This window comes from Arthrobacter sp. FB24, from assembly GCF_000196235.1.
GTDB lineage: Bacteria > Actinomycetota > Actinomycetes > Actinomycetales > Micrococcaceae > Arthrobacter.
On the sequence record NC_008541.1, the window covers coordinates 2,124,568 to 2,145,587 of the forward strand.

Annotated in this window: 17 protein-coding genes and 1 pseudogene; 7 read left to right on the plus strand and 11 right to left on the minus strand. The window is 60.9% G+C overall.

Annotated elements, in window-relative coordinates:
• Positions 1–392: 392 nt before the first annotated feature.
• The 9 genes and pseudogenes from ARTH_RS09555 to mdlC all read right to left on the minus strand — a co-directional run.
• Positions 393–644 (minus strand): annotated as a pseudogene (locus ARTH_RS09555) (aldehyde dehydrogenase family protein); the annotation flags it as partial.
• Between the two features lie 169 nt (positions 645–813).
• Complete coding sequence (locus ARTH_RS09560) at positions 814–1,095, minus strand: HPr family phosphocarrier protein (RefSeq protein WP_011691739.1); 282 nt, start codon at positions 1,093–1,095, stop codon at positions 814–816.
• A gap of 27 nt (positions 1,096–1,122) precedes the next feature.
• Positions 1,123–1,953: a PRD domain-containing protein gene (locus ARTH_RS09565; protein ID WP_011691740.1), complete on the minus strand. Its 831-nt coding sequence runs from the start codon at positions 1,951–1,953 to the stop codon at positions 1,123–1,125.
• A gap of 42 nt (positions 1,954–1,995) precedes the next feature.
• A complete protein-coding gene (locus ARTH_RS09570; protein ID WP_011691741.1) occupies positions 1,996–3,447 on the minus strand; it encodes a glycoside hydrolase family 1 protein in 1,452 nt (483 codons plus the stop codon).
• Positions 3,434–5,317 carry a beta-glucoside-specific PTS transporter subunit IIABC gene (locus tag ARTH_RS09575; protein WP_011691742.1) on the minus strand — a complete coding sequence of 628 codons (1,884 nt, stop codon included), beginning with the start codon at positions 5,315–5,317 and terminating at the stop codon, positions 3,434–3,436. The genes ARTH_RS09570 and ARTH_RS09575 overlap by 14 nt, the downstream gene beginning before the upstream one ends.
• 670 nt (positions 5,318–5,987) lie before the next feature.
• Positions 5,988–6,920, minus strand: coding sequence for a ketopantoate reductase family protein (locus ARTH_RS09580; protein ID WP_011691743.1), 933 nt, complete (start codon positions 6,918–6,920; stop codon positions 5,988–5,990).
• A 19-nt stretch (positions 6,921–6,939) separates the two neighbouring features.
• Positions 6,940–8,433 carry an aldehyde dehydrogenase family protein gene (locus tag ARTH_RS09585; RefSeq protein ID WP_011691744.1) on the minus strand — a complete coding sequence of 498 codons (1,494 nt, stop codon included), beginning with the start codon at positions 8,431–8,433 and terminating at the stop codon, positions 6,940–6,942.
• A gap of 44 nt (positions 8,434–8,477) precedes the next feature.
• Positions 8,478–9,833, minus strand: a complete 1,356-nt coding sequence (locus ARTH_RS09590) for an MFS transporter (RefSeq protein ID WP_011691745.1) — start codon at positions 9,831–9,833, stop codon at positions 8,478–8,480.
• Positions 9,834–9,866: 33 nt separating this feature from the next.
• The gene (gene mdlC, locus ARTH_RS09595) at positions 9,867–11,456 is read right to left on the minus strand and encodes a benzoylformate decarboxylase (RefSeq protein WP_011691746.1); all 1,590 of its coding nucleotides are present in this window, start codon (positions 11,454–11,456) and stop codon (positions 9,867–9,869) included.
• A gap of 109 nt (positions 11,457–11,565) precedes the next feature.
• Between mdlC and ARTH_RS09600 the strand changes: the two genes are divergently transcribed.
• On the plus strand, positions 11,566–12,453 hold the full coding sequence (locus ARTH_RS09600; protein ID WP_011691747.1) for a LysR family transcriptional regulator: 888 nt from the start codon (positions 11,566–11,568) through the stop codon (positions 12,451–12,453).
• Positions 12,454–12,719: 266 nt separating this feature from the next.
• Here ARTH_RS09600 and ARTH_RS09605 read toward each other — a convergent pair whose 3' ends face one another.
• Together ARTH_RS09605 and ARTH_RS09610 are read right to left on the minus strand one after the other, a co-directional pair.
• Positions 12,720–12,956: a hypothetical protein gene (locus tag ARTH_RS09605; RefSeq protein ID WP_156810661.1), complete on the minus strand. Its 237-nt coding sequence runs from the start codon at positions 12,954–12,956 to the stop codon at positions 12,720–12,722.
• 421 nt (positions 12,957–13,377) lie between these two features.
• Entirely contained in the window at positions 13,378–14,103 is a 726-nt protein-coding gene (locus ARTH_RS09610; protein ID WP_011691748.1) for a FadR/GntR family transcriptional regulator, read from the minus strand.
• A gap of 449 nt (positions 14,104–14,552) precedes the next feature.
• On the opposite strand from ARTH_RS09610, the gene ARTH_RS24090 reads away from it, so the two are divergent.
• The 6 genes from ARTH_RS24090 to ARTH_RS09640 all read left to right on the plus strand — a co-directional run bounded on the left by ARTH_RS24090 (position 14,553) and on the right by ARTH_RS09640 (position 20,633).
• The gene (locus ARTH_RS24090; RefSeq protein WP_052309680.1) at positions 14,553–14,969 is read left to right on the plus strand and encodes an ABC transporter permease subunit; all 417 of its coding nucleotides are present in this window, start codon (positions 14,553–14,555) and stop codon (positions 14,967–14,969) included.
• 7 nt (positions 14,970–14,976) lie between these two features.
• Positions 14,977–16,164: a mandelate racemase/muconate lactonizing enzyme family protein gene (locus tag ARTH_RS09620; RefSeq protein ID WP_011691749.1), complete on the plus strand. Its 1,188-nt coding sequence runs from the start codon at positions 14,977–14,979 to the stop codon at positions 16,162–16,164.
• Between the two features lie 267 nt (positions 16,165–16,431).
• A complete protein-coding gene (locus tag ARTH_RS09625; protein WP_043429706.1) occupies positions 16,432–16,743 on the plus strand; it encodes a hypothetical protein in 312 nt (103 codons plus the stop codon).
• Complete coding sequence (locus ARTH_RS09630; RefSeq protein WP_011691751.1) at positions 16,740–17,984, plus strand: fumarylacetoacetate hydrolase family protein; 1,245 nt, start codon at positions 16,740–16,742, stop codon at positions 17,982–17,984. The genes ARTH_RS09625 and ARTH_RS09630 overlap by 4 nt, the downstream gene beginning before the upstream one ends.
• Positions 17,985–18,688: 704 nt before the next feature.
• Entirely contained in the window at positions 18,689–19,939 is a 1,251-nt protein-coding gene (locus tag ARTH_RS24405; protein WP_011691752.1) for a S1C family serine protease, read from the plus strand.
• 394 nt (positions 19,940–20,333) lie between these two features.
• Positions 20,334–20,633, plus strand: coding sequence for a hypothetical protein (locus ARTH_RS09640; protein ID WP_011691753.1), 300 nt, complete (start codon positions 20,334–20,336; stop codon positions 20,631–20,633).
• Positions 20,634–21,020: the final 387 nt, after the last annotated feature.

Here is a 21,020-nt window from a genome sequence, read left to right on the forward strand (position 1 = left end):
CGTGAGAGTTTGTGGCCCCAGGCAGGTGAGTCAGGATATGGCTGGGCCGCGTCAACCACAGTCGCCGCAGGTTCTGCGCTGCCCTCTATAGGACCTACTCGGCAACCGAAGCTCACTCGCTCTTCGACGGGGTCGTCCCCGAAGCGCCCGAAAATGACGTCGATCCAGGCTTCATGTTCGCCGCTGTGGTGATGAAGTGCCGACCTGGCGATGGCATGCGTGTGGCCATTCTTCAGAATGAAGTGACTCACAACGACGTACGTTGCCCCGCAGCAGGAGCATTCCTGCTCACGAATATCCGGTGCGCCGTCCAAACTCAAAGTCATTTCCCGACCCTAAACGATGTAGTGCGTGTTCTCCCCGCAACCGGCCTAACTGTGGAGCATTTGTCACAGGCTGGACGCGAGGCCGTACTCGGAGGCATTGGCGAGCCTGATCGCCTCTTGCTTGGTGGTGAAGGTAGCGACAGGTGCGATGGGGCCAAAGATCGCCTGACTCTGGATCACCGCATTATTGGGCACGTTCGCGAGGACAGTGGGCTGGTAGAAGCACCCGGACCCGGCCACTGGCGCGCCGCCGGTGACGATCACCGCTATAGCGTCGACAGCGGCGGTGACGAGGCGGAGCAAGTTCCGGCGGCCGCCATGAGGCGTTTGCCGAGGAGCACTCAGCTAAGCAGGGTCTTCCCGCATTCTGCGGATTCCAAGGTAGGTGGCCGCCGCGCTGGGACGCGCGGCGGCCTGACAATCTGAACGTCGGTACTGTACTCAGGGCTCGGTGTGCCGAATGAGGTCGATGGGAGAGGCCTTCACCTCAGATGGCATCGAGGTCGGATGCCAGTATCGCCTGCAGTTTATCCGCGACGCGGTCCGCGTCTGAGCCTTCCACGTCAATGGTAACCTCGTCGCCGTGCGCAATGGAGAGGGTGATAATCGAGAGGATGCTCTGCGCGTCAATCGTCTTGCCCTTTGTGGTGAGGGACACCGTGTGCTCGGAATCCGCGACGGCCTTCGAAAATAGTGCTGCGGGACGTGCATGGAGGCCGACCGCCGACGCGATGGTTGTGGTGCGCTGTGCCATGATTGTGCCTTTCATTCGGGGTGATGGTGGATCGGATCGGAGTTATTTGGGCGCGGCCCGGGCGATGTGCAGGGCCAGGAATGCAACTTCCTCGTTCGGCAGCCTGGTTTGGTGCTCCTTCTGCACGAAGGCGCGCACACGTTCGGCCGTGGCGATCGCCTGCGGGTAGCGTTCGCTGAGGCTGTGGAAGAGGAAGTCGTCATCGCTTTCGAGCAGGCGTGAGGTGAAGAATCTCTCCGCAAGGTACTGCAGATGGGTCACGAAGCGCGATGAGTTGAGATCCTGTCGATCGACGCGTACACCCGCAGTGTTGGACACGATGGTTGTCACGGCTCGGATCAGCTCCACGACCCGCATCGAGTCCAGGCCTGCCTTGCCCCGCTCGGCATTGGCCAAGTGGAATGCGATGTTCGCTGCCTCGTCATCGGGAAGAGCGAAGCCCTTATGCGTGTTCATCAATTCGACAGCGCGGGAACCTACGGCGTATTGCTTTGGGTAGACGGTGCGCATCTCCCAAGCGAGGCGGTTGACGACGACGAGTCCGCGCTTCTTCCGTTCTACCGCGAAGTGAAGGTGGTCGGTGAGGACGAGGTAGATGTGCGGATCCAGTTCGAGTCCTTCGCTCTCCGCATCGGACACAATCTGTCTCGTCAGTTCGACGAACTCCACGGGAACCTGTGAAAGCAGTTCCACGAGGTTCTCGTGGTTGATGTCGTCGAGCGATACGAACACGCGGTCGACTCCAGTTCCGTCGATCCGCGTGCCCGCCTTCTGCCCGAACCCGATCCCCTTGCCGAGGAGTACGCGTTCGACTCCTTGTTCGTCTTCGACGAGCACGACGCTCGAATTGAGCACCTTCTTGATGACCTGCATGTATGTCTCCATTGACGGCGGCAGAGGGTCGAGGGTTGTGGGTCATTCCAGGTCGGCGCCGTTCGACGCGATGACCTTCTGGTACCAGAAGAAGGAGTCCTTCCGGTAACGGTCTCCGCTTCCTTGGCCGAGGTCGTCTTGATCGACGTAGATGAAGCCGTATCTCTTCGAGATTTGTGAGCTTGACGAACTGATGAGGTCGATGGGCGCCCAGCTGACGTAGCCCATGAGTTCCACGCCCTCATCGACGGCCTGGATCATCTGCTGGAAATGCGCGCGGAAGTAGCCGATACGGTAGGGGTCGTGGATTTTGCCTTCGGCGGTCAGCTCGTCGCGCATACCCAGGCCGTTCTCCACGATGAACAACGGTTTGCCGTAACGGTCGTAGAGGTCGATCAGCGCGATCCGGAGGCCGACCGGGTCGATCTGCCATCCCCATTCGCTCGAATCGAGGAACGGGTTCTTCACCCCGAGCACGGTGTTCCCTGGTGTGCGCTCGGCATCCGGGCGCACCGATTCGGTCATCGAGTTGTAGTAGCTGAACGAGATGAAGTCGACTGGATTTTCGGCGAGCAGTTTGGTGTCGCCGTCAAGGAAGGGGATGGTTACGCCGCGAAGCTCGAGCGCCCGCAGGGCTAGCCGCGGGTAGCCGCCTCCGGCCTGCACGTCAGTGCATAGATAGAGCAGCCTCTCTTTCGCTTGCGTGGCGGCGACGTCTTCGGGACGACAGGTATTCGGGTATGTCATGAGCATGGTGAGCATGCAACCCATCTGCGCCCCTGGTGAGATCTCGCGAAGCATTTTGGTGACCGATGCTGCAGCCACGAACTGGTGGTGCAGTGCGCTGTAGCAGGCTTGCTCGAGGCTGCCCTCAACGGTTTCGTCGATGATGCCACCGGAGGTGAATGGGTGACGGATGATGCCGTCGATCTCGTTGAAGGTAAGCCACATGTTCACCAGGTCGCCGAACTCACTGAAGCAGGTGCGGGCGAAGCGCTCGAATAACGCGATTGTGCGGCGCGCGACCCAGCCGTTGTGCTTGAGCGCGAGGGCTATCGGTGGGTCGTAGTGCGAGAGGGTCACCAAGGGTTCGATGTTCAGGCGCCGCATCTCAGTGAACAACGCCTTGTAGAAGGCGACCCCGTCGGCCTGGGGTTCGAGCTCCTCTCCGGTGGGATAGAGCCGGGTCCAGGAGATCGAGACTCGCAAGGTTGTAAAGCCCATCTCGGCGAATAATGCGAGGTCCCCCGGGTACCGGTGATAAAAGTCGATGCCGCGTCGCTTCGGAAACAGCCGTTCATCGTCATCCGCTAAGGCTGCGTTGATGCTCTCCACGGTGATCTGGTGGTGGATCGCGTAGTCCTTGGGGTCGGCGTCGGGCTTGTAGGTTGCGACGTCGGAGACGGCGGCACCGCGGCCTCCCTCGCGCCAGGCGCCCTCGACCTGATTTGCGGCGATGGCACCGCCCCATCGGAATCCTTTAGGCAGTGACATTGACGTTCTCCTTGGTTTTTTCGTTGACGCTCAGCAGCGGTTCGCCCGCCGTGACCGAGCCGGAGGCGGTGAGGGCGACAGTGAAGCTGGCCGAGTTCACGATGACCACAGGGGTGGTGGTGTCGTAGCCGGCTTCGGTGATCGCGGTCAGGTCGGCCTCGAGCAAGAGCTGCCCGGCCTCGACCTTGTCGTTAATGGCCACGTGGGCGGTGAAGGCGCTGCCGCCGAGCTGCACGGTGTCGAGACCCACGTGCACGAGGACTTCGACGCCGTCGTCGCCTCGGATGCCGATGGCGTGCTTCGAGCCGAGCAGGGCTGTCACCACTCCTGCTATCGGAGCGCGCACGGCGCCGTCGGTGGGGCGTATGGCGATACCCTCCCCGAGGATGCCGGCAGAGAACACCGGGTCGTTTACTTCTGACAGTGCGATGATGTCTCCGGAGATGGGGCTGACCACGTTGGCGCTGTTGAGTGCCGGGAGCTTCACATCGCCGAGTGCTCGTACCGTAGCGGATGCGTCGTCTCGCCAGAGGATGAGAGAGGTCGTGAATGAAACAGCCACGGCGATCAGCAGGCCGATGACGGCGTTCAGGAGATTTTGGGGGTTCTCGGCGTCGATGAATGATGTGATGCTTGCAAGTCCGGGACCAACTGCTACAAATCCGGCGACCTGCATGATGCCCATGTATGCGCCTGCGGACATGCTGCCCGCGACGACGGCGATGAAGGCCCGGCGGTTCTGAAGGGTGACGCCGTAGAGTGCAGGCTCCGTGATACCAAAGAGTGCCGAGATTCCACCGGAAATGGCTGTTGCGCGCAGGGCAGTGCTCTTGGTCCGGACGGCGACACCGAATGTCGCGCCCGCCTCACTGAGGTTGTGCGCTAGCGACGCCGGCTGGTACAGCGATTCCTGGCCGGTGGCGGCAATCGTGGCGATGGTCGGAGGAATGAAGGCCTTGTGCATTCCTACGGAGATAATCAACGGCAGCACTCCAGCGAGCAGCATGACAGCGACCCAACCGAACGAGCCGTGCAGGCCGGTCATTGCTCCTGTCAGAAGGGTTCCGAGCCAGAAGCCGAGCGGTCCGAGCAGGAAGATCGTCGCCGGGGCGACGATAACAATGCACATCATGGGTACGAAGAAAACGCGGATGGGGGCCCAGGTGATTTTGGTGAAGAACCGCTCGACCACAGAGAGCAGCAGCACCGCGAGAATTGCGGGGAAGACCTGGGCGGTGTAGGTGACGACCGGGACGGTCATGCCGAAGAGTGCGATTCCGCCGTCTTTGGTTGCCAGGGCGGTGAACGCCGGATAGACCAGCACGCCGACTAAGCCGATAGCTAGAGGTATGTTGACGTTGAGTTTCTTGGCGCTGGTGTAGGCCACGAGGAGTGGTATGAAACCGAAGACGGCGTCGGGGATGACCGCCAACAGCTTGTAGTTTTCACTGCGCGCGTCAAGCCACCCGAGTGCGGAGGCGAGAACGAGGAGCGATTTGAAGATTCCAGAGCCCGCGATGGCGGGGATGATCGGCGTGAAAACACTGACGACGAAGTCCATGATCGTCGCGCCAAGGCGCTTCCAGCTGAATGGGCGCTTCCCGGCAGGCGCCGCGGGCTGGTTGCCGCCGCGCAGCTTCTCGACCGCTGCGTATATCTCGCCCACGCCGTTTCCGATGATCACCTGAGTTTGGGATGAGCCCTTGACGACGCCGATGACGCCAGGAATGGCTTTAAGGGCGGTCTCATTTGTCTTGTTCTCGTCCGCGAGCGTGAAGCGCAAACGGGTCGAGCAGTGGTGCAGATTCGAGATGTTGCCGGCGCCGCCGACGTGCTCGAGAATCGCCTTTGCACTCTCTTGGGTTGTCATGGGTCCTCCTTTGGATTCCAATGGCACGCGCACACGCTTCGATGCGTTCCTGATGTCGTTCGGGCACAAAAAAAGGACCCAACGTCCCGCTTGAAAAGCGTTTCGTCGGATCCTGCCTGCACTACCAGTCACATGTCCACGATCAACGTAACATGCAATCCCGAAACCGTGCAAGGGTTCTTTCGAGGGCGTCGTTGCGGGAGCAGGATGCTGATTTGGGCGGATCGCCGCTCGTTGCAGCTGCCTCAGTTCGAGCGGCGCTGCATCAGCGGCAGAGCCATCCGGCACGACGGCGCGCCAGGTACGTCCGGGTCGGCTGCCTTCGGTGGCTCCTGTAACGGCTTCTTCGAGCAAGAGGGCGGTTGGTCCACTGGCGAGCCCGGTGGCGAGTGAAAAGGTGGTGAAGCCGATTATTGCGACGGCGTGGACGGGCATGTGCCCGTCCACGCCGTCCGAGATGCATCTTGGGAGGACGCTTGGCGTGGTCGGGTAGCGGCCAAAGGCGGTCCTTGTAAGTCCCAAAGTGTGTCCCTTCATTCAAACCGGCGGTTTGCGCCAGGGATACATGTTTTCGTGCCCAACCCGGTGGGAACGCGACGAGTGTGCGCGGATTCTGGCTGTGCTTCTTCAGGCAACGCCAAACCAGGGCGATGCAGGGCCGTGATCCGGACTATCGTGGAGTGACCGTCCGCCTTTCTGGGAGAGGTTGACGGGCGAGGAGGGTGAGCGTCCACAACACCGGAGTCGCGACGCCCGCCTCGGCGCCCAGTCGCACGACCGCGCCGCCGATATAGTCGATCTCGGTGCGGCGGCCGGCTTCCCTATCCTGCAGCATTGATGTCTTGTGGCTGCCATGGTTTTCGTAAGCGTTGGTGATCGCCGCTTTTACACGAGCAAGGGATATGACTACCCCCGCGCTTGCAGCAACAGCGGCCGTCTCGGCCAGCACATGGTCGACCAGTTCTTTGCTTTCCTTGCTCTTACCGATCTGTCCCACCGTTTGGCCGCTGACGGCACTGAGCGTATTCAGTGCTGCGTTGAACGCGACCTTTTCCCAGATCACCGGGAGGATATCTACTTCGAGGACCGGGTTCAGCCGTGCTTCCTGAAGGACTCTGAACGGCCAAGGGAGTACGGAGGCTTGACGGGCGGAGTAGGAGCCGAAGCGCACTTTTCCGCTGTTGCTGGTCGTGAGAACACCGGGTCGTTCGAGATCGACGGGAAAGTCGGTAGTGCCGATCCATGTCCGGTCCGGACCAAAATGGCGGGCTAGTTCCACTCCGTTGCCCAGGCCGTTCTGGAGAGTGATTCCGTGAGTTTCCGGACCGATAAGGTGGCCGATGGATTCTAGGGCCGGGGCGGTGTGGAAGCCCTTCGTGAAGACCATGACCAGGTCAAGAATGTCGCGGAAGTCGGAGGCCAATCCTGCACTCGCGTGCGTATGTTCTGCGCCGTCTTCGGTTGTGAGCGCGATTCCCTCACTGTTGAGCACGTTGATCGTGTTTGGCGCGGCGTCGATGAATACAACGGCTTGGCCGGCGATTTGCAGTCTGGCCCCGAAAAGCTGGCCCATGGCTCCAGCGCCGAGAATACCGATTTTCACTTTGGTTTTGCCGTCCTGGTTAGAAGGGGTACTGGCGTGCTTCGTGCTGCACGCTGACCCAGTGGTCGGTGGTGAATTCGTCGATGGCCCACTCGCCGTTGAAGCGTCCGAGCCCAGAGCTCTTTTCGCCCCCGAATGCCACATGCGGTTCGTCGTTGACGGGAATGTCATTGACGTGGGTCATTCCTGCCTTTAGCCCGCGGGCGAACCTGACGCCGCGTTCCGTGCTTTCAGTGAAAACGGCGCTGGAGAGGCCGAAGTCACTGTCGTTGGCCAATTCCAGGGCGTGTTGTTCGTCTCGGGCTTTGAGGATCCCGACGAGTGGTCCGAAGATTTCCTCACGGGCTATCTCCATTTCCGCTGTGACATCGGCAAAGATGTGTGGCGGCAGGACCTGGCCAGCCGCCGGACCGCCCAGCAGGGTCCTGGCTCCTTCTTCGGCCGCCCTGGCTATTTTCTTCTCCAAGCCTTCGCGTTGCTTGCTGTTGATCACCGGCCCGATGACCGTGGCCGGGTCGGCCGGGTCGCCTATCGGCAACGTCCGGACGTGGTCGGCGAAACGGGTGAGAAATTCGTCGTAGATGCCGTCTTCGACGATGATTCTGTTGATGGCCATGCAGATCTGGCCCTGATGGAGGAACTTGCCCATGGCGGCGGCCCGAACCGCCTGGTCCAGGTCGGCGTCGGCGAGAACGACGAATGGGCTGTTACCGCCGAGTTCCAGTGCCACGTGCTTAAGATGCGATCCGGTGGCGGCAAGTCTGGCAACGTTTTGTCCCACAGGTGTTGATCCGGTAAAGGAAATGAAGGATGGTACGTGGTGCTCAACGAAGGCGTCACCGATTTCCGAACCTGCGCCGACGACGACGTTCAGCACGCCCGGCGGCAGGCCGGCCTCTTCGAAGACTCTGGCTAGGATGAGGCCGCCACTCACGGGTGTGTCGCTGGCTGGTTTGATCACCACGGCGTTGCCGAGTGCCAGTGCGGGTGCGATGGAGCGCTGAGTGAGATGGAGGGGGAAGTTCCACGGGCTGATTACTCCGACGACGCCGAGCGGCCGGCGGTACACGCGATTTTCCTTGCCTTTGGTATTTGATTCGAGAATCCGGCCTTGGACGCGGTGGGGGAAGGATGCTGACTCGACGGTGATTCCTTGCGCGGCGCCAAGTTCAATGTTGGCTTTCAGCACGGTGCTGCCGGATTCGGCGATCAGCCAGGAGGTGATTTCTTCACGGCGTTCCTCAAGGATTTGGGCCGCCCGTAGCAGCACCTGCTGACGTGCAGCCGGACTCTGGGCCGCCCAGTCAATTTGCGCCAGTGCGGCGGCTTCGTAAGCTTCGTCAAGATCGCCCAGATTGGCTTGGCGGATTGTGGTCAGCGTTTCACCGTTGTACGGGTTGGTGACGGTCAGGATGTTCTCTGATCCGCCATCGCGCCAGTTACCGTTGATGAACTGCTTTCCGGGGATCCAGGTCGTGGCAGGTGATGCCTCGGGTGCGTGTTGGATTGTCATAATGGTTCTCCTTGGTGAGGGCTGATGGAGGTGACGTCACAGGTCTAGCTGATGCTGGACGTTTGGGATTCGGCAGGCTGCGGTTCGGCGTGCGATTCCTCGACGGTCTTGGTACGCGCAACCAGCAGCACCGCGGCGATGGCAATGACGCCAGGGATTGCGAAGATCAAAAAGTTCTGGCCCAGGGGCAGTTTGAGCCCGATCAGTGCTCCGCCCAGGATCGGCCCTGCGATGGCGCCGAACCGTCCCATCGCTGAGCACCACCTGACACCGGTGGAGCGTATTTCGGCCGGGTAGTAGTCGGCGCCAAAGGCGTGGACGACGGCGAGAGTCCCGATCGTGGTGGCGCCTGCGATGAAGAGGAGGATGTTGAGGAGCTCCGGGCCGGGGTGGGTTCCCAGCAGGATCAGCGACACGACGGCCAGGGCGAAGAAAATAACCAGGACCAGTTTGTTTCCGAAGCGATCACCCAGCCAGCCTCCGGCCAAGGCACCGACGGTGGCTCCGATGTTCAGGACGATAAGGAACTGCAGGCTGGATCCCAGGTCGTAGCCGCCGGCGATCATGATTTTCGGTAGCCAGGTGTTCAGGCCGTAGACCATGAGCATGCACATTCCGAAGCTCAGCCACACCATCGGGGTGCCCAGGAGCCGGCCCTCTCGAAAGAGCCGAGACGCGGAAACCGACGGACGGTGCTGAGGGGCAGGAACTGTCCAGTGCACGTGCTCGTGGTTCTGGGTCGGCACTGCGCGGCGAAGCAGGGCGCGGGCCTCTGTTTCCTTCCCGCGGCTCATCAGAAAAGTCATGGACTCAGGCATCCACCGGTACAGGAAGGGGAGGAACAGCAGCGCTGCACCGCTAAGGAAGAAGACCGGTTTCCAGCCCAGAAGAGGCAGAACCCAGAGGGCGACGAGCGTAGCGACGATTGAACCGACGGAGTAGATACTGAGCATGATCGTCGTCAGGGCGTGGCGGTTGGCCCTCGGCGCGAGTTCGTTCATCAGCGACACGATGTTGGGTATGACGCCGCCCAGGAAGATGCCGGTCAGGAACCGAAGCGCGCCGAAGGCTTCTGGTGTCGTAGCGAGCCCGGTTGCTATTGCCGCCAGTGAGAAGAGCAGTGTGCCGTGAACGACCACTGGCCGCCGTCCGATCCTGTCGGCCAGGGAACCGAGGGTCAGGGCACCGATCATCATGCCGATGAGGGCTGCGCTACCGAGCCAGCCTGCCTGATCAGGGGTGAGGGACCATTCCGTCATTAGGGTTGGCAGGACCGAGCCGTAGACAATCAGGTCGTATCCGTCGAAGAACATGATGAATGAGCAGCAGAGCAGCAAAATGATATGAAAACGATTAAGGCGGGCGTCCGCCATGGCTTTGATTGGCGTGAATTGCGTCATTGCGATTCTTCTGTCTCTAGGAAAATGCCGCGGTTAGAAGGGGCTGGTGGTGGAAGTGGGTACTTCCAGGAGAGTGGGGGTGTCTGACTGCAGGGCTGCGGAAAGCTTGTCTTTGAAGTTTTCGAGGCTCGTAATCCTGTGGGCCTCGACGCCATAGCCTTCGGCGATGGCGCAGAAGCAGATACCCGGGACGTCAAGGCCTGCGGCGTTTTCCGCGTTGAGGAGTTTGGCGAAGGCGCGCAGCGCCCCGTAGGTGCCGTTGTTCAGGATGATGAAAACAACAGGGATTTTTTCTTGGGCGGCCGTCCACAAAGCGGTGATGCCGTAGTTTGCCGAGCCGTCGCCGATGACGGCGATGACCCGCCGCCGATCGTTCGCGAGTTGTACGCCGACCGCTGCGGGCATTCCAAAGCCAAGGCCGCCCGATGCAGGGAAATAGTAGCTTCCGGGATGCTTTAGTTCCACCCGTTCCCACAGGGCCGTGACGGTGGAAGTCGACTCGTTGACGTAGACAACGTCCTCGGGCGCCACCTCGTTCATCACCTCAAAGACAGCGTCCGGTGCCAGGAGATCATCCTGTGAGTCCGGGACCGGCGGAATGACACGCGGCCTAAGGGGTGGCCGTTTCGATTGGGGAATTATGTCGGCCAGCGCCCGCAGCGTCTGACCGATGTCTGCAACCAGGGCATCTCCCATCGGTGCCCGTGCTGCCTCGCCGGCGTCACAGGTGATGTGGATTAGCCGGCTATTTTCCGGCAGGTAGCTGCCGGGCTGGTACTGGTGGTAGCGGAACACGGGGGCGCCGATGACCACGATCAGATCGTGGCCGTTCAGTAGCGCGGAGATTCCGGCGATGGAGGCCGGCAGAACGCCGCGGAAGTTCGGATGGCGCGTCGGAAAGGGGCAGCGTGGCGCTGACGGCGCAATCCACACGGGCGCGGCCAGCTTTTCCGCCAAGCGAACGGCATGGTGATTTGCCCGGGCCGCATCGACATCAGGTCCGAAAACCAGGGCAGGGTTCGCTGCTTCCCTCAGGGCAGACAAGATGTCGTCCAGCTGTTCTGCGGAGGGGTTGCCTGCCCTGCTTACAGATCGTGAGCTCAGATGTTCACTCAGGTTCCCAGTGTCCTGATTCCAGTCGTCATAAGGGATCGAGAGGTATACGGGTCCCTTGGGATCGCTCGTGGCAGTGTGGATTGCTTGGCTCAGTGCCCGGGGGACATCCGGGGCCTGTGCCGGTTCGGCACTCCATTTCACCAGCGGCCGTGGCAGTGAGGCGGCGTCGACATTGGACAGCATCGCCTCGAGCCCGATCATCGGACGGACCTGCTGACCAGCCGTGATCACCAGCGGAGTATGCGAATACCACGCGTTCGTTAGGGCGCCCATCGCATTGCCCGTCCCTGAAGCGGCGTGCAGGTTAACAAAGGCGGCCTGACCGGATGCCTGGGCGAAGCCGTCCGCCATGCCCACCACGACCCCTTCATGCAGGCCCAGGATGTACCGGAAATCGGCGGGCATTGCGTCAAGGAAGGGGAGTTCGTTGGATCCCGGGTTGCCGAAAATTGTGGTCAGCCTGTTGCTTCGAAGAAGCTCGTACGCTGCGGCGTGAACGGTGGTCATTGCTGTGTCTCATTTCACTCATCGATTTATTCAAGCGTAGGTATGCCACTGGTATGAGTCCAATGAATTCTGTCTCTAGCCAAAATGCATTTCATCTATAATCATTTACATGGCCGATCTGGATTTAAATCTTGTGAAGACGTTTGTCAGCATCTACGAGACGCGGAGCCTGACCCAGACCGCTGCTGAGATGTGCATCACTCAGCCTTCTGTTAGCCATGCCCTGTCCAGGCTCCGACGACAGCTCGGCGACCCCCTGTTTACCCGCGGCGCAGGCGGGATGACCCCAACTCGGGTGGCCGTCGAACTCTTCTCAACTTTCAAGGCGTCGCTGAACGCAATCGATCTCGCCATTGACGGGACCAGAGACTTCGATCCGACCACCTCGAGTCGCACCTTCCGCCTCTGCCTTTCGGATCTGGGTGAAATGGCATTTCTGCCTGCACTCATGAAACGTCTCCTCGACAGCGCCCCGCAGATTGTGCTTGAGGTCGTTCCCATGCAGATCGACAAGGTGTCAGAGTGGCTCGCGCACGGGGCCGTGGACGCGGCCATTGCCAGCGTGCCCATCGGCGGAGCCATCCGCAGCCGAGTGATCGACCAAGAACACTACGTGTGCGTACTCCCCGACGGGGCGGGTGGGCTCGCCGAAAAAATGACCCTGTCGCAGTTCACCGGGATGCGGCACGTCGTCATCGACCCGTCGGCGGGACACCACCTTGCGGAGGCCGAAATAGCAGCCCTGGGCATCGAACGAAACATCGCTCTGCGTCTCCACCACTTCTCGGTGTTGCCCCTGGTGTTGGCAGGGCAGAATCTGGCCGCCATCGTTCCGTCGAGGGTGGCCCGCATGTTCACGGAACAGGCGCCCCTTACCATCCGGGAACTGCCATTTAATGTTCCGTCATTCGATGTATCGCTTTACTGGAACGGCACGGCCCCACGGTCCCGCGCGTTGCGCTGGTTTCATGAAACGGTCGCAGACTCCCTGAACTGAAACCGTGCGGCGTGTACTCGTTGCACATTCCTACGTCGGGTCACCATCGCGACTGCCGTTTGGCGACTCCGTCTTGATTCTTACATTGATGGCCGCAGTGACCATAGACGGCGACCACTTTCTTGCCTCCGAAGGGATCCACGGTTTGCTGAAGAAGGTTGAGGCTAAGGGCAGAGTTATATATGTGCGCAATTCCTGCGAATAGCCCCACACAGATGCAATGGCCTCATTCGCCATCGCCGAACTCTTCATCGTCGGAGCCCTCATTATCCGACTCGCCGTCCGCCTCTTCCGCTGCTGATGATGCCCGATTCGAGCGGTGGTGAGGTGCCGAAGGCGTTGCGGAGCAGGGTGGCGACGGGCGCTAAGAGCTGGAAGTAGGTGGAGGCCTGCGCAATCACGGCCCGGGGGCCGGAGATGATCAGGGTGATGGCGTAGAACGGCACGAAGGTCAGCGCCAAGAGGGGCCCGAAGATCGTGCCGGCGTTTTTCGCGGTGGGCATGATCGCGCCGATCGCGACGCACAAGGTCGACCAGTCCCGATCATGCGGCAATCCACGTTGGCGCATGCGTACCTTGACTAGCGGTGTGCAGGGACCGTGAACGGATGAATGTTGTTGATCCCGCCAGTCTGCAGTCAGGGGCGAGCAAGGGCGCCTTCCAGCGACATTGAGGCGGAATAACCCGGCGACGCCGTTGGGACGGGAGTTCTGGCAGCCACTTCCGTTCACGTACCCTAAACGCCGATAGCCTGCCTTCCGTAACCTCAAGGGGAGACGAACTGATGCAGTGCTGTCCAGGCTCCGCACGCAGGGACTTTTGAGACCGGCGAGTCCACCTGGCTCCAGCCGGGGGAGGCAGTTCTTTCCTGATTCTGTTGTTAACCGAGAAGCGGCAGTAGGTGCGCTACCTGGCGGGCGACTTCTATGGCTTGCTGCTGGCCTTAGCGACCGGTTCCATGAACGCGGGCTCTCCGCTGGTGAGGTCGACGTCGGACTCCCGAATCGCATATTTCATGGCCGCTTCTGCCGCCTCTGGGTCACCGGCTTCGATCGCGTCGAGCACCCGCCGATGGTCCGGGACCGGATCGAGCCACGCCGCGCCGGGATGATGCTGGATTCGGTTGCGCGCGTGGAGGGCGTGCACAATGACCACGTCAAGACGCATCATCAGTTCGTTTTGCGTCGCCCGCAGCAGGTGGAGGTGGAAGTCCTGGTCGGCCGCGGCGAGCCGTTCGACGTCCTGCCCCGCCCTCTCGAACTCGGCGAACGACCGGCGCAGCGCCTCAAGGTCTCCCGGCGTCCGATACTGTGCAGCCAGCTTCGCCGCGGCTGGTTCAATAACGTCCCGCAACTGGGAAAGTTCCGCGAGGAGACGGTCATCGTCCCGTCGCGCGGAGCGCCGCCACATGATGACGTCGCTGTCCAGTAGCTTCCATGCCTTGCGGTCGTTCACAATTGTTCCGCGCTTTGGCCACGAGTCGATGAGCCCTTTCTCGCGGATGACGCGCAAGGCCTCCCGGATAGCGGTTTTGCTGACTCCGAACTCGGGCTCCAGGGCGTCGACGTCGATCCGACTACCCGGGGGGTAGTCGCCCCGTACGATCCGGAGCCCGAGCATATCAACGAGTCCAGAGTGCAGATTGGTCATAGGGTAACTCTACCCGGCTCCAATTAACTATTGCCTTTATACCTATTATTAGTAATATATATTGATGTGCCGAGATCGCCACACTGCCGCTTACGAAGGAGTAGCTATGTCATCACGCCTATCCCGCCGCCCAAGAACTATTTCGATCTTGGCCGTCCTGGCAGCGGGCGCTACCGTGCTCGCTGGGTGTTCGTCTCCGTCCACCGGCGGCTCATCGGGTCATCATCCATAAACCTGCTCCCGGACTTCACCCGATTGGGCGTCTTTAGCGACGCCTTGGCTGATGGTCAGGTCGTCGGTTGGCTGTTGGACAGCCTCATCGTGGCCACCGGGACTACGGTTCTATCCATCGCGCTGGGTGTCCCGCTGGGTGTCCCGCTGGGCTACGCCCTGTCTCGATTCGCTTTCCGCGGCAAGGCCGCCGGTGGCAAGCGTTATTGTTCACTCAGATGCTGCCCGAGGCCCTGCTGGTGGTTCCGCTGTTCGCCATCTTCCGGCGATTCGACCTGCTGAACTCGCTGCACGGCCTGATCCTGGCCGACACTGCATTCGCCCTGCCGGTAGTCGCTTTGATCCTCAAAGGTGCCATAGACGGCGTTCCCCGCGAGTTGGATGAGGCAGCACGGGTCGACGGCAGCCGCCCACCCACCGTCCTCGCCCGCATAATCCTGCCACTGATAGCGCCGGCGATAGCCGCCGCCGCAGTGATCGCCTTCTTCAGCGCCTGGAACGAGTACGTCTTCGCGGCCACTATCCAGACCATCATGGCCGTCGGCCTCTTGTTCACGCTGCCGGCCGTCGCCTTTTATCTGTTCGCACAACGATATGTCGTCAGCGGTATGACCGCGGGCGCCGTCAAAGGATGATCCACAAATGAAAATCACCAACCTCGACACCGTCGTTGTCGACTTCTACCGGACGAACCTGATCTTCGTTCGGCTCAGCACCGACGAGGGACTCACTGGCATCGCCGAGGCAACCCTCGAAGGCCAGGAACATGCGGTCCGCGGCGCCGTCGCCGTGCTCGCCGACGCGGTCCGCGGCAAGGACCCAACCCGGATTTCGCAAACCATCTATGAACTCAACCGCGATGCCTACTGGCGCGGCGGGCCGGTCTCGATGACAGCGCTCAGCGCCCTCGAAATGGCAATGTGGGACGTCTCCGCCCGCGCACTTGGCGTCCCTGTCCACCGCATGCTGGGTGGACAGGTCCGCGACAGAGTCCGCGCTTACGCCAACGGCTGGTTCTCCGGAGCCAAAACGGCTGAGGACTTCGCCGAGGCAGCCGTCCAGACGGTCGCCCAAGGCTTCCGCGGACTCAAGTGGGATCCATTCGAAGCCGCGGACCTCACCCTCGAGCCGCGGGACCTGCGGCGCATGCTCGAGCCCGTCGCCGCTGTCCGCGAGGCAGTGGGCGACGACGTCGAGCTATTCATCGAAGGACACGGCCGGTTCGATGTACCGACAGCGATCCGGGTCGCACGCGAAATCGAGCAGTTCCAGCCGGTGTTCTTCGAAGAACCATGCCCGCCGGACGGGATCGACGCGCTCCTTGAGATACGCTCCAAATCTCCTGTACCGATCGCTGCCGGGGAACGTTGGTTCGGACGGAACACCTTTGTCCCTGCCCTCGCGCGGAATGCCGTGGACTACATACAGCCGGACGTCACGCACGCCGGCGGCCTGCTGGAACTGTCCTTCATCTCCACGCTCGCCGCGGCCCATTACATTCCGTTTGCACCGCATAACCCAAGCGGACCGCTCAGTACCGCGGCGACGTTGCAGCTCGGCGCGATGCTGCCCAATTTCCGCTATCTGGAAATCATGGCCTCGGACGTACCCTGGCGAACCGAGATCTCCAACGAGCGCCTCCAGCTGACGGAGGAGGGTGACATCCTCATTCCTGAAGGCATCGGTCTGGGCATCGAACTTGACTTCGAAGCGATCGCCGAACACCCCTACACGCCACACCCGATGCGGATCTTCCATGATGCCGTCGCAGACATCCGCCCCCCGGACGCCCGCTCCTACTTCAACCTCGAGCGCAGCCCGGCCATTTGAAGCAAAGGGGGAGTGCAGGGGTCGGCCGGTGCAGCGCCCGCCCCTGCCCCGGGTGGCTCGTGCCAGCAGAATCTACGCCGAAGACGTCGCCAATCAGTGGATCAGTTCACCGGTAGCTGGCCCAGCCCGCGCCGACGGAGCCAAAGCTCTGGAGCAGCGTCGGAGCACCGCAGCCATATTCAGGACGGATGCACGGAAGCACCCCAAGACAAGGGACCCGTCAGCCTCACAAACAACAGTGAGTCAGGGGCCCGGAAGGAACAAGCGATGGTTACATCACGCGAAGAGACAGAAAACCAGATCATTGCCGCTCACAACGCTTATGAGCTGACCAGCGAAGACCAGCCACAAATGCGAGCTCGCTGGCTGGAAGGTATTGCCTCTGCTTTGGAAACCCACGCTGACGAGTTGGTCGCACTCGGGCATCAGGAGACACGTCTGGAAGAGGTCCCCGCTGCCTATGACTCCTTTCCGCCCTCGCAATTGCCCGAACCGCTCCGGGACGACAACCCCTGGGGGATTCGACGTCGGGTCGACGGGGCCTGGGAAGCAGCCACTAAAGATAAGGACAACGCATGATCAGCATGAAAATACAGCAAATTCTTCCGGCCGACCCGGCGAAGGCGATCCTCATCGGCCGCATATGGGATCCGGTCTCCCAGGGCCCCAGAGTGGTCTCTGTCCGGGGTGAGGACGTTTTCGATCTGAGCCCCGGGGTCCGCACTGTTGCAGAACTCATGGAATACGAGAACCCCCTGGAAGTGGTTCTTCAAAGAACTGACGCTCCGCGTTGGGACCTCGCGGAGATCGTGGAAGCTTCGCAGGGGACGGACCGTAACCGGCCCCACCTGCTGGCGCCCATCGACCTTCAGGTGGTCAAGGCCTGCGGGGTGACGTTCGTTGAGAGCATGATCGAGCGGGTCATCGAAGAGCGGTGCGGCGGTGATTTCACCCGTGCCGCAGAAGTCCGCAAGGCTGTCGCCGACGTCCTCGGCGGCAGCTTGGACTCCGTCCGCCCCGGGTCGGAGCAGGCGCGGGAGGCCAAGAGAATACTGTCCGCCCAGGGCATGTGGTCACAGTACCTTGAGGTCGGTCTTGGTCCCGACCCGGAGGTATTCACCAAAGCCCCGGTCCTATCCTCGGTGGGATATGGTTCCGGCGTTGGTATTCCCAGCTTTTCCTCATGGAATAACCCCGAGCCCGAGCTTGTGCTCATTCTCAACTCCGCCGGGGATCCCCTGGGTGCCACGCTGGGGAACGACGTGAATCTCCGGGACGTGGAGGGACGCAGCGCGCTGTTGCTCGGGATGGCCAAGGACAACAATGCATCCTGTGCGATTGGTCCGCTGATCCGGCTCTTCCACAAGGACTTCACACTGGAGTCCCTCCGGACCGAAGAAATCACCCTCACGGTCGAAGGTACGGACGGCTACCGGATGGAGGGTCGCAACAGCGTCGCCCGCATCAGCCGCTCCTTCGAAGAGCTCATCAAGGCAGCGCACGGCAGCCACCACCAATACCCCGACGGGTTCGCCCTCTTCACAGGAACGCTGTTCGCCCCCACCCAGGACCGCGACACGGAAGGCCTCGGCTTCACGCACAAGAACGGCGACATCGTCACCATCAGCAGCCCCCAGCTCGGAACGCTCATCAACCAAACCCAGAGCACCGAGGAAACGGAGCCTTGGACGTTCGGAATCACTGCCTTGTTCAGGTACCTCGCCCAGACAGGAACCGGTGGCGCGCCATCGATCACCGGGAGCCCGGTATCCGCGGCGCCCGGCAAATCGGCGGGCATGAAAATCGGATTCCGGAACTAAAGGTGCTAAGTACGCGCCCGGCTCGCTGGTGACCCCCACGGTACAAATCCGCGATTGCGGACGTTGTCGGTCCGCGGCCGCCCACACTAAGGACAAGAAGAGATTGATGGACTATTTTCACCTGGCTTACCCATTCCTCGGTGCTGTTAACATCGAAGCCCGTAGCGCGTTGCCTTGTGCCCCTGTGATCGAGGCAAAAGGCGCCAAAGGGAAACGCAGAGAAGTCGATCACCTTCGTGGCCGACTCGCGAATTTGCTCCATCGTGCCGCCTGGGTCCTGGAGCCGGGCATGCATGACGGCACGCGGGCTCCAGAACCCGTTGCCCGCAGCCGGCCAGTTCCAACCGGCGCTGCATAATCGGAACCGGACGGCTCGCTGCAATTGTCGTCGGCGATCTGGCCAGGGTCGTTCATGCTAATGGCCGATGCGTAGAGCGGCGTGACACCATTCGGATTTGGCAGGACAAATCCGGTAAATCTGATTTTTCCGGTGCTACTATGTCATCGCTGGGGTATCTGAGTAACGAAAAGCGGCGCTGATTGAATTACGGAGGGGTCTCCATTTTGCCTCCATGGTTTGAAGCTCTATCTTCATCGCGCCGCTTGCACTACTTGAGCATGACCTTGCGGGACACTGGACAGGAGTGGCGCACGCCCATGTGCTGAGACTGTTGTCCCGTTCCTTCAGCACCGGGAGGCAATTGATGAGCATTAAGCGAAGTCCCACCATTTTCTGTGCGGTTGCGGCGGTTGTGAGCTTATGTCTTTGGACAACAGGATGCACAAATGGGTCTGGACCTGCCCCTGAGTCCTCGACTAGTTTGTCCGGGCCGCCCACCACGCAAACGCCTGTCCCAAGCGAGAAAACCGCTGCCCCCAGCCTGAGTCCATCCCCGAGCCCGAGTCCAAGCACGGAGGCCGTTCCCAGCAGCTGGCCGGACGTTGTTGCCCAGACGCAGTCGGGTGTCGGGCAGTTCAGCGTGACGAGGTGTGAGAACAGCTTCACGGGCACGGGGTTCCTTGTTGGTCCTGATCTGGTTGTCACCGCTGCGCACATGGTGCGGGACGCGTCCGCGATAAGCATTTCGTTTGGTCGAACAACGGTAAATGCCACAACACTGGGCACAAACGAACTCGCTGATTTGGCGCTCGTAAGAACCGAAACCCCAGTTCAAGGTCATCAGTTTCAGTTCAGAACAACTGAACCGCCAATTGGAACGGATGTCGCTGCCCTCGGATTTCCCTTAGGTCGGCCTTTCACTTTCACCCGGGGGACAGTAAGCGCTCTGAACGCGGAACAGAGAATTGGTAGCCGAGTTCTTAGCAATCTGATTCAAACCGATACGGCTATCAACCATGGAAACAGCGGTGGACCCCTTATTACCCAGGATGGTCAGGTTTCTGGCGTTATCGTGACCATTGAATTCGACGAAAATGTCCGGGCCGAAGGCATCGCCTACGCGGTGACTGCGCCACGGGCTGCTGCCGCCGTTCAGGAATGGCAGAAACGATCGGTGCCGGTAACGCTCAAAGACTGTGGCAACGCCCCGGCACCGGGTTCAGGATCTTTCCCGCTAACCGTCTTGTCCAGCCACGATCAAGCACGCAACATCGGGCAGAGCCTCCTGCTGCATGGCCAAGGCATCAACCAAGGGGCCTACGCCGCCGCCTTCAAGCAATTCACTCCCGAACTCCAGGCAACTTTCGGTGACTCAGTTGCATGGAGCGCTGAGCTTGGATCCTCGTACTGGCAAAAGGTCGAAATCGTAGACGTTACAGGCAGCGGCGATGCCCTCTCCGCTGATGTGAACCTACAAACACGCCAAGATGCAGCGCACGGCAGAAACGGCCAAACCTGTTCGAACTGGAAGCTCCGCTATGCAATGCATTGGGACGGCAGCGCCTGGCTCATAGCCGGCACGTCATTACCCTTCGGTGAACCCACGGCCTGCTGATAATTAGTTGTCCTGCGAGGTTGACGACACTGTCGCTGACCACGTCAGCGGCTGGCGCCTTGCCGCAGAACTGCCGGAACCAGCCCCTGAACGGTGCGGCCCCTGTGATCGACGGCAACAATACGCGCAGCGCGTCTCAGAGTGTCTTTGGATCGGAAGACTTCCTTGAGTGCCCAGAGCATAGGGATGCACACCGGCTAACGCTCGGGTGTGGACACTCCTGCACAAAATGAGCGGTCCAGGACCAAAGAATGCACACTCTGGAACACTTGCCCGCTTCCTTGCACGACCGTCAACCGTAGGATTTTGAAAGCGACCAGGCAGCTTGCCTTCCAAGGGATATAGGCCGTGACATCAAACTGCCTATGAGCACTACCAGAACAGGAACGACCCCATGATCACCGGCAACTCCACCACTACCCATCACGTCACGGCCGACCAGCCCCAGTTGGTCGCCGAACGCCTTGACGCTGCGGAGAAATCGGCTCAGGAGCGAGCTCGGAGGGAGGGACGTCACGGAATTCTTGTGACGCGTTATGGGCCGACCTCGTTCGCAGTAACTCTGAGCACAGACGTTCCCTACGGCATCACTCTGGAACGCGATCTCTCTCCCAGGACCGATCCTGTGTCGGCAAAAACGATGTGCGGCCAGACCGATCCCGGGCATTCCCTGCCGCGATACGGCGTGCGGTAGGCAGACATCTAGCGATGCTTACCTAATGCCGAATCGAGCACGGAAGAAGACTCGGATGCCACCAGACTCGATACATCAACGCGGTGCCCCACGGCTGTTGCGGCAGCATAACGCGCTCTTGGAATCATCACTTTCTCGGCGCCCGGAGTTCACATCTCCGGCGTGGACTGACAACGGCCAACCTTTGACAACCCCTGACGGTCGACGGTTGCTGGCCGTTCTGTCCCTCGAGTTGGTATCGGTGTTGTCATTACTCCTTTCTCTGCTATCTGGTCTTGAGCCGTGGAGCGGCCTCGAGGTCCCCACCAGAGTGTCGGCCCTCGCCTCGACCCTGCTCCTTCCGGCCGTCCTTCATGCCGCTTGGCGCCTTATTCGGCAACAGCGTCG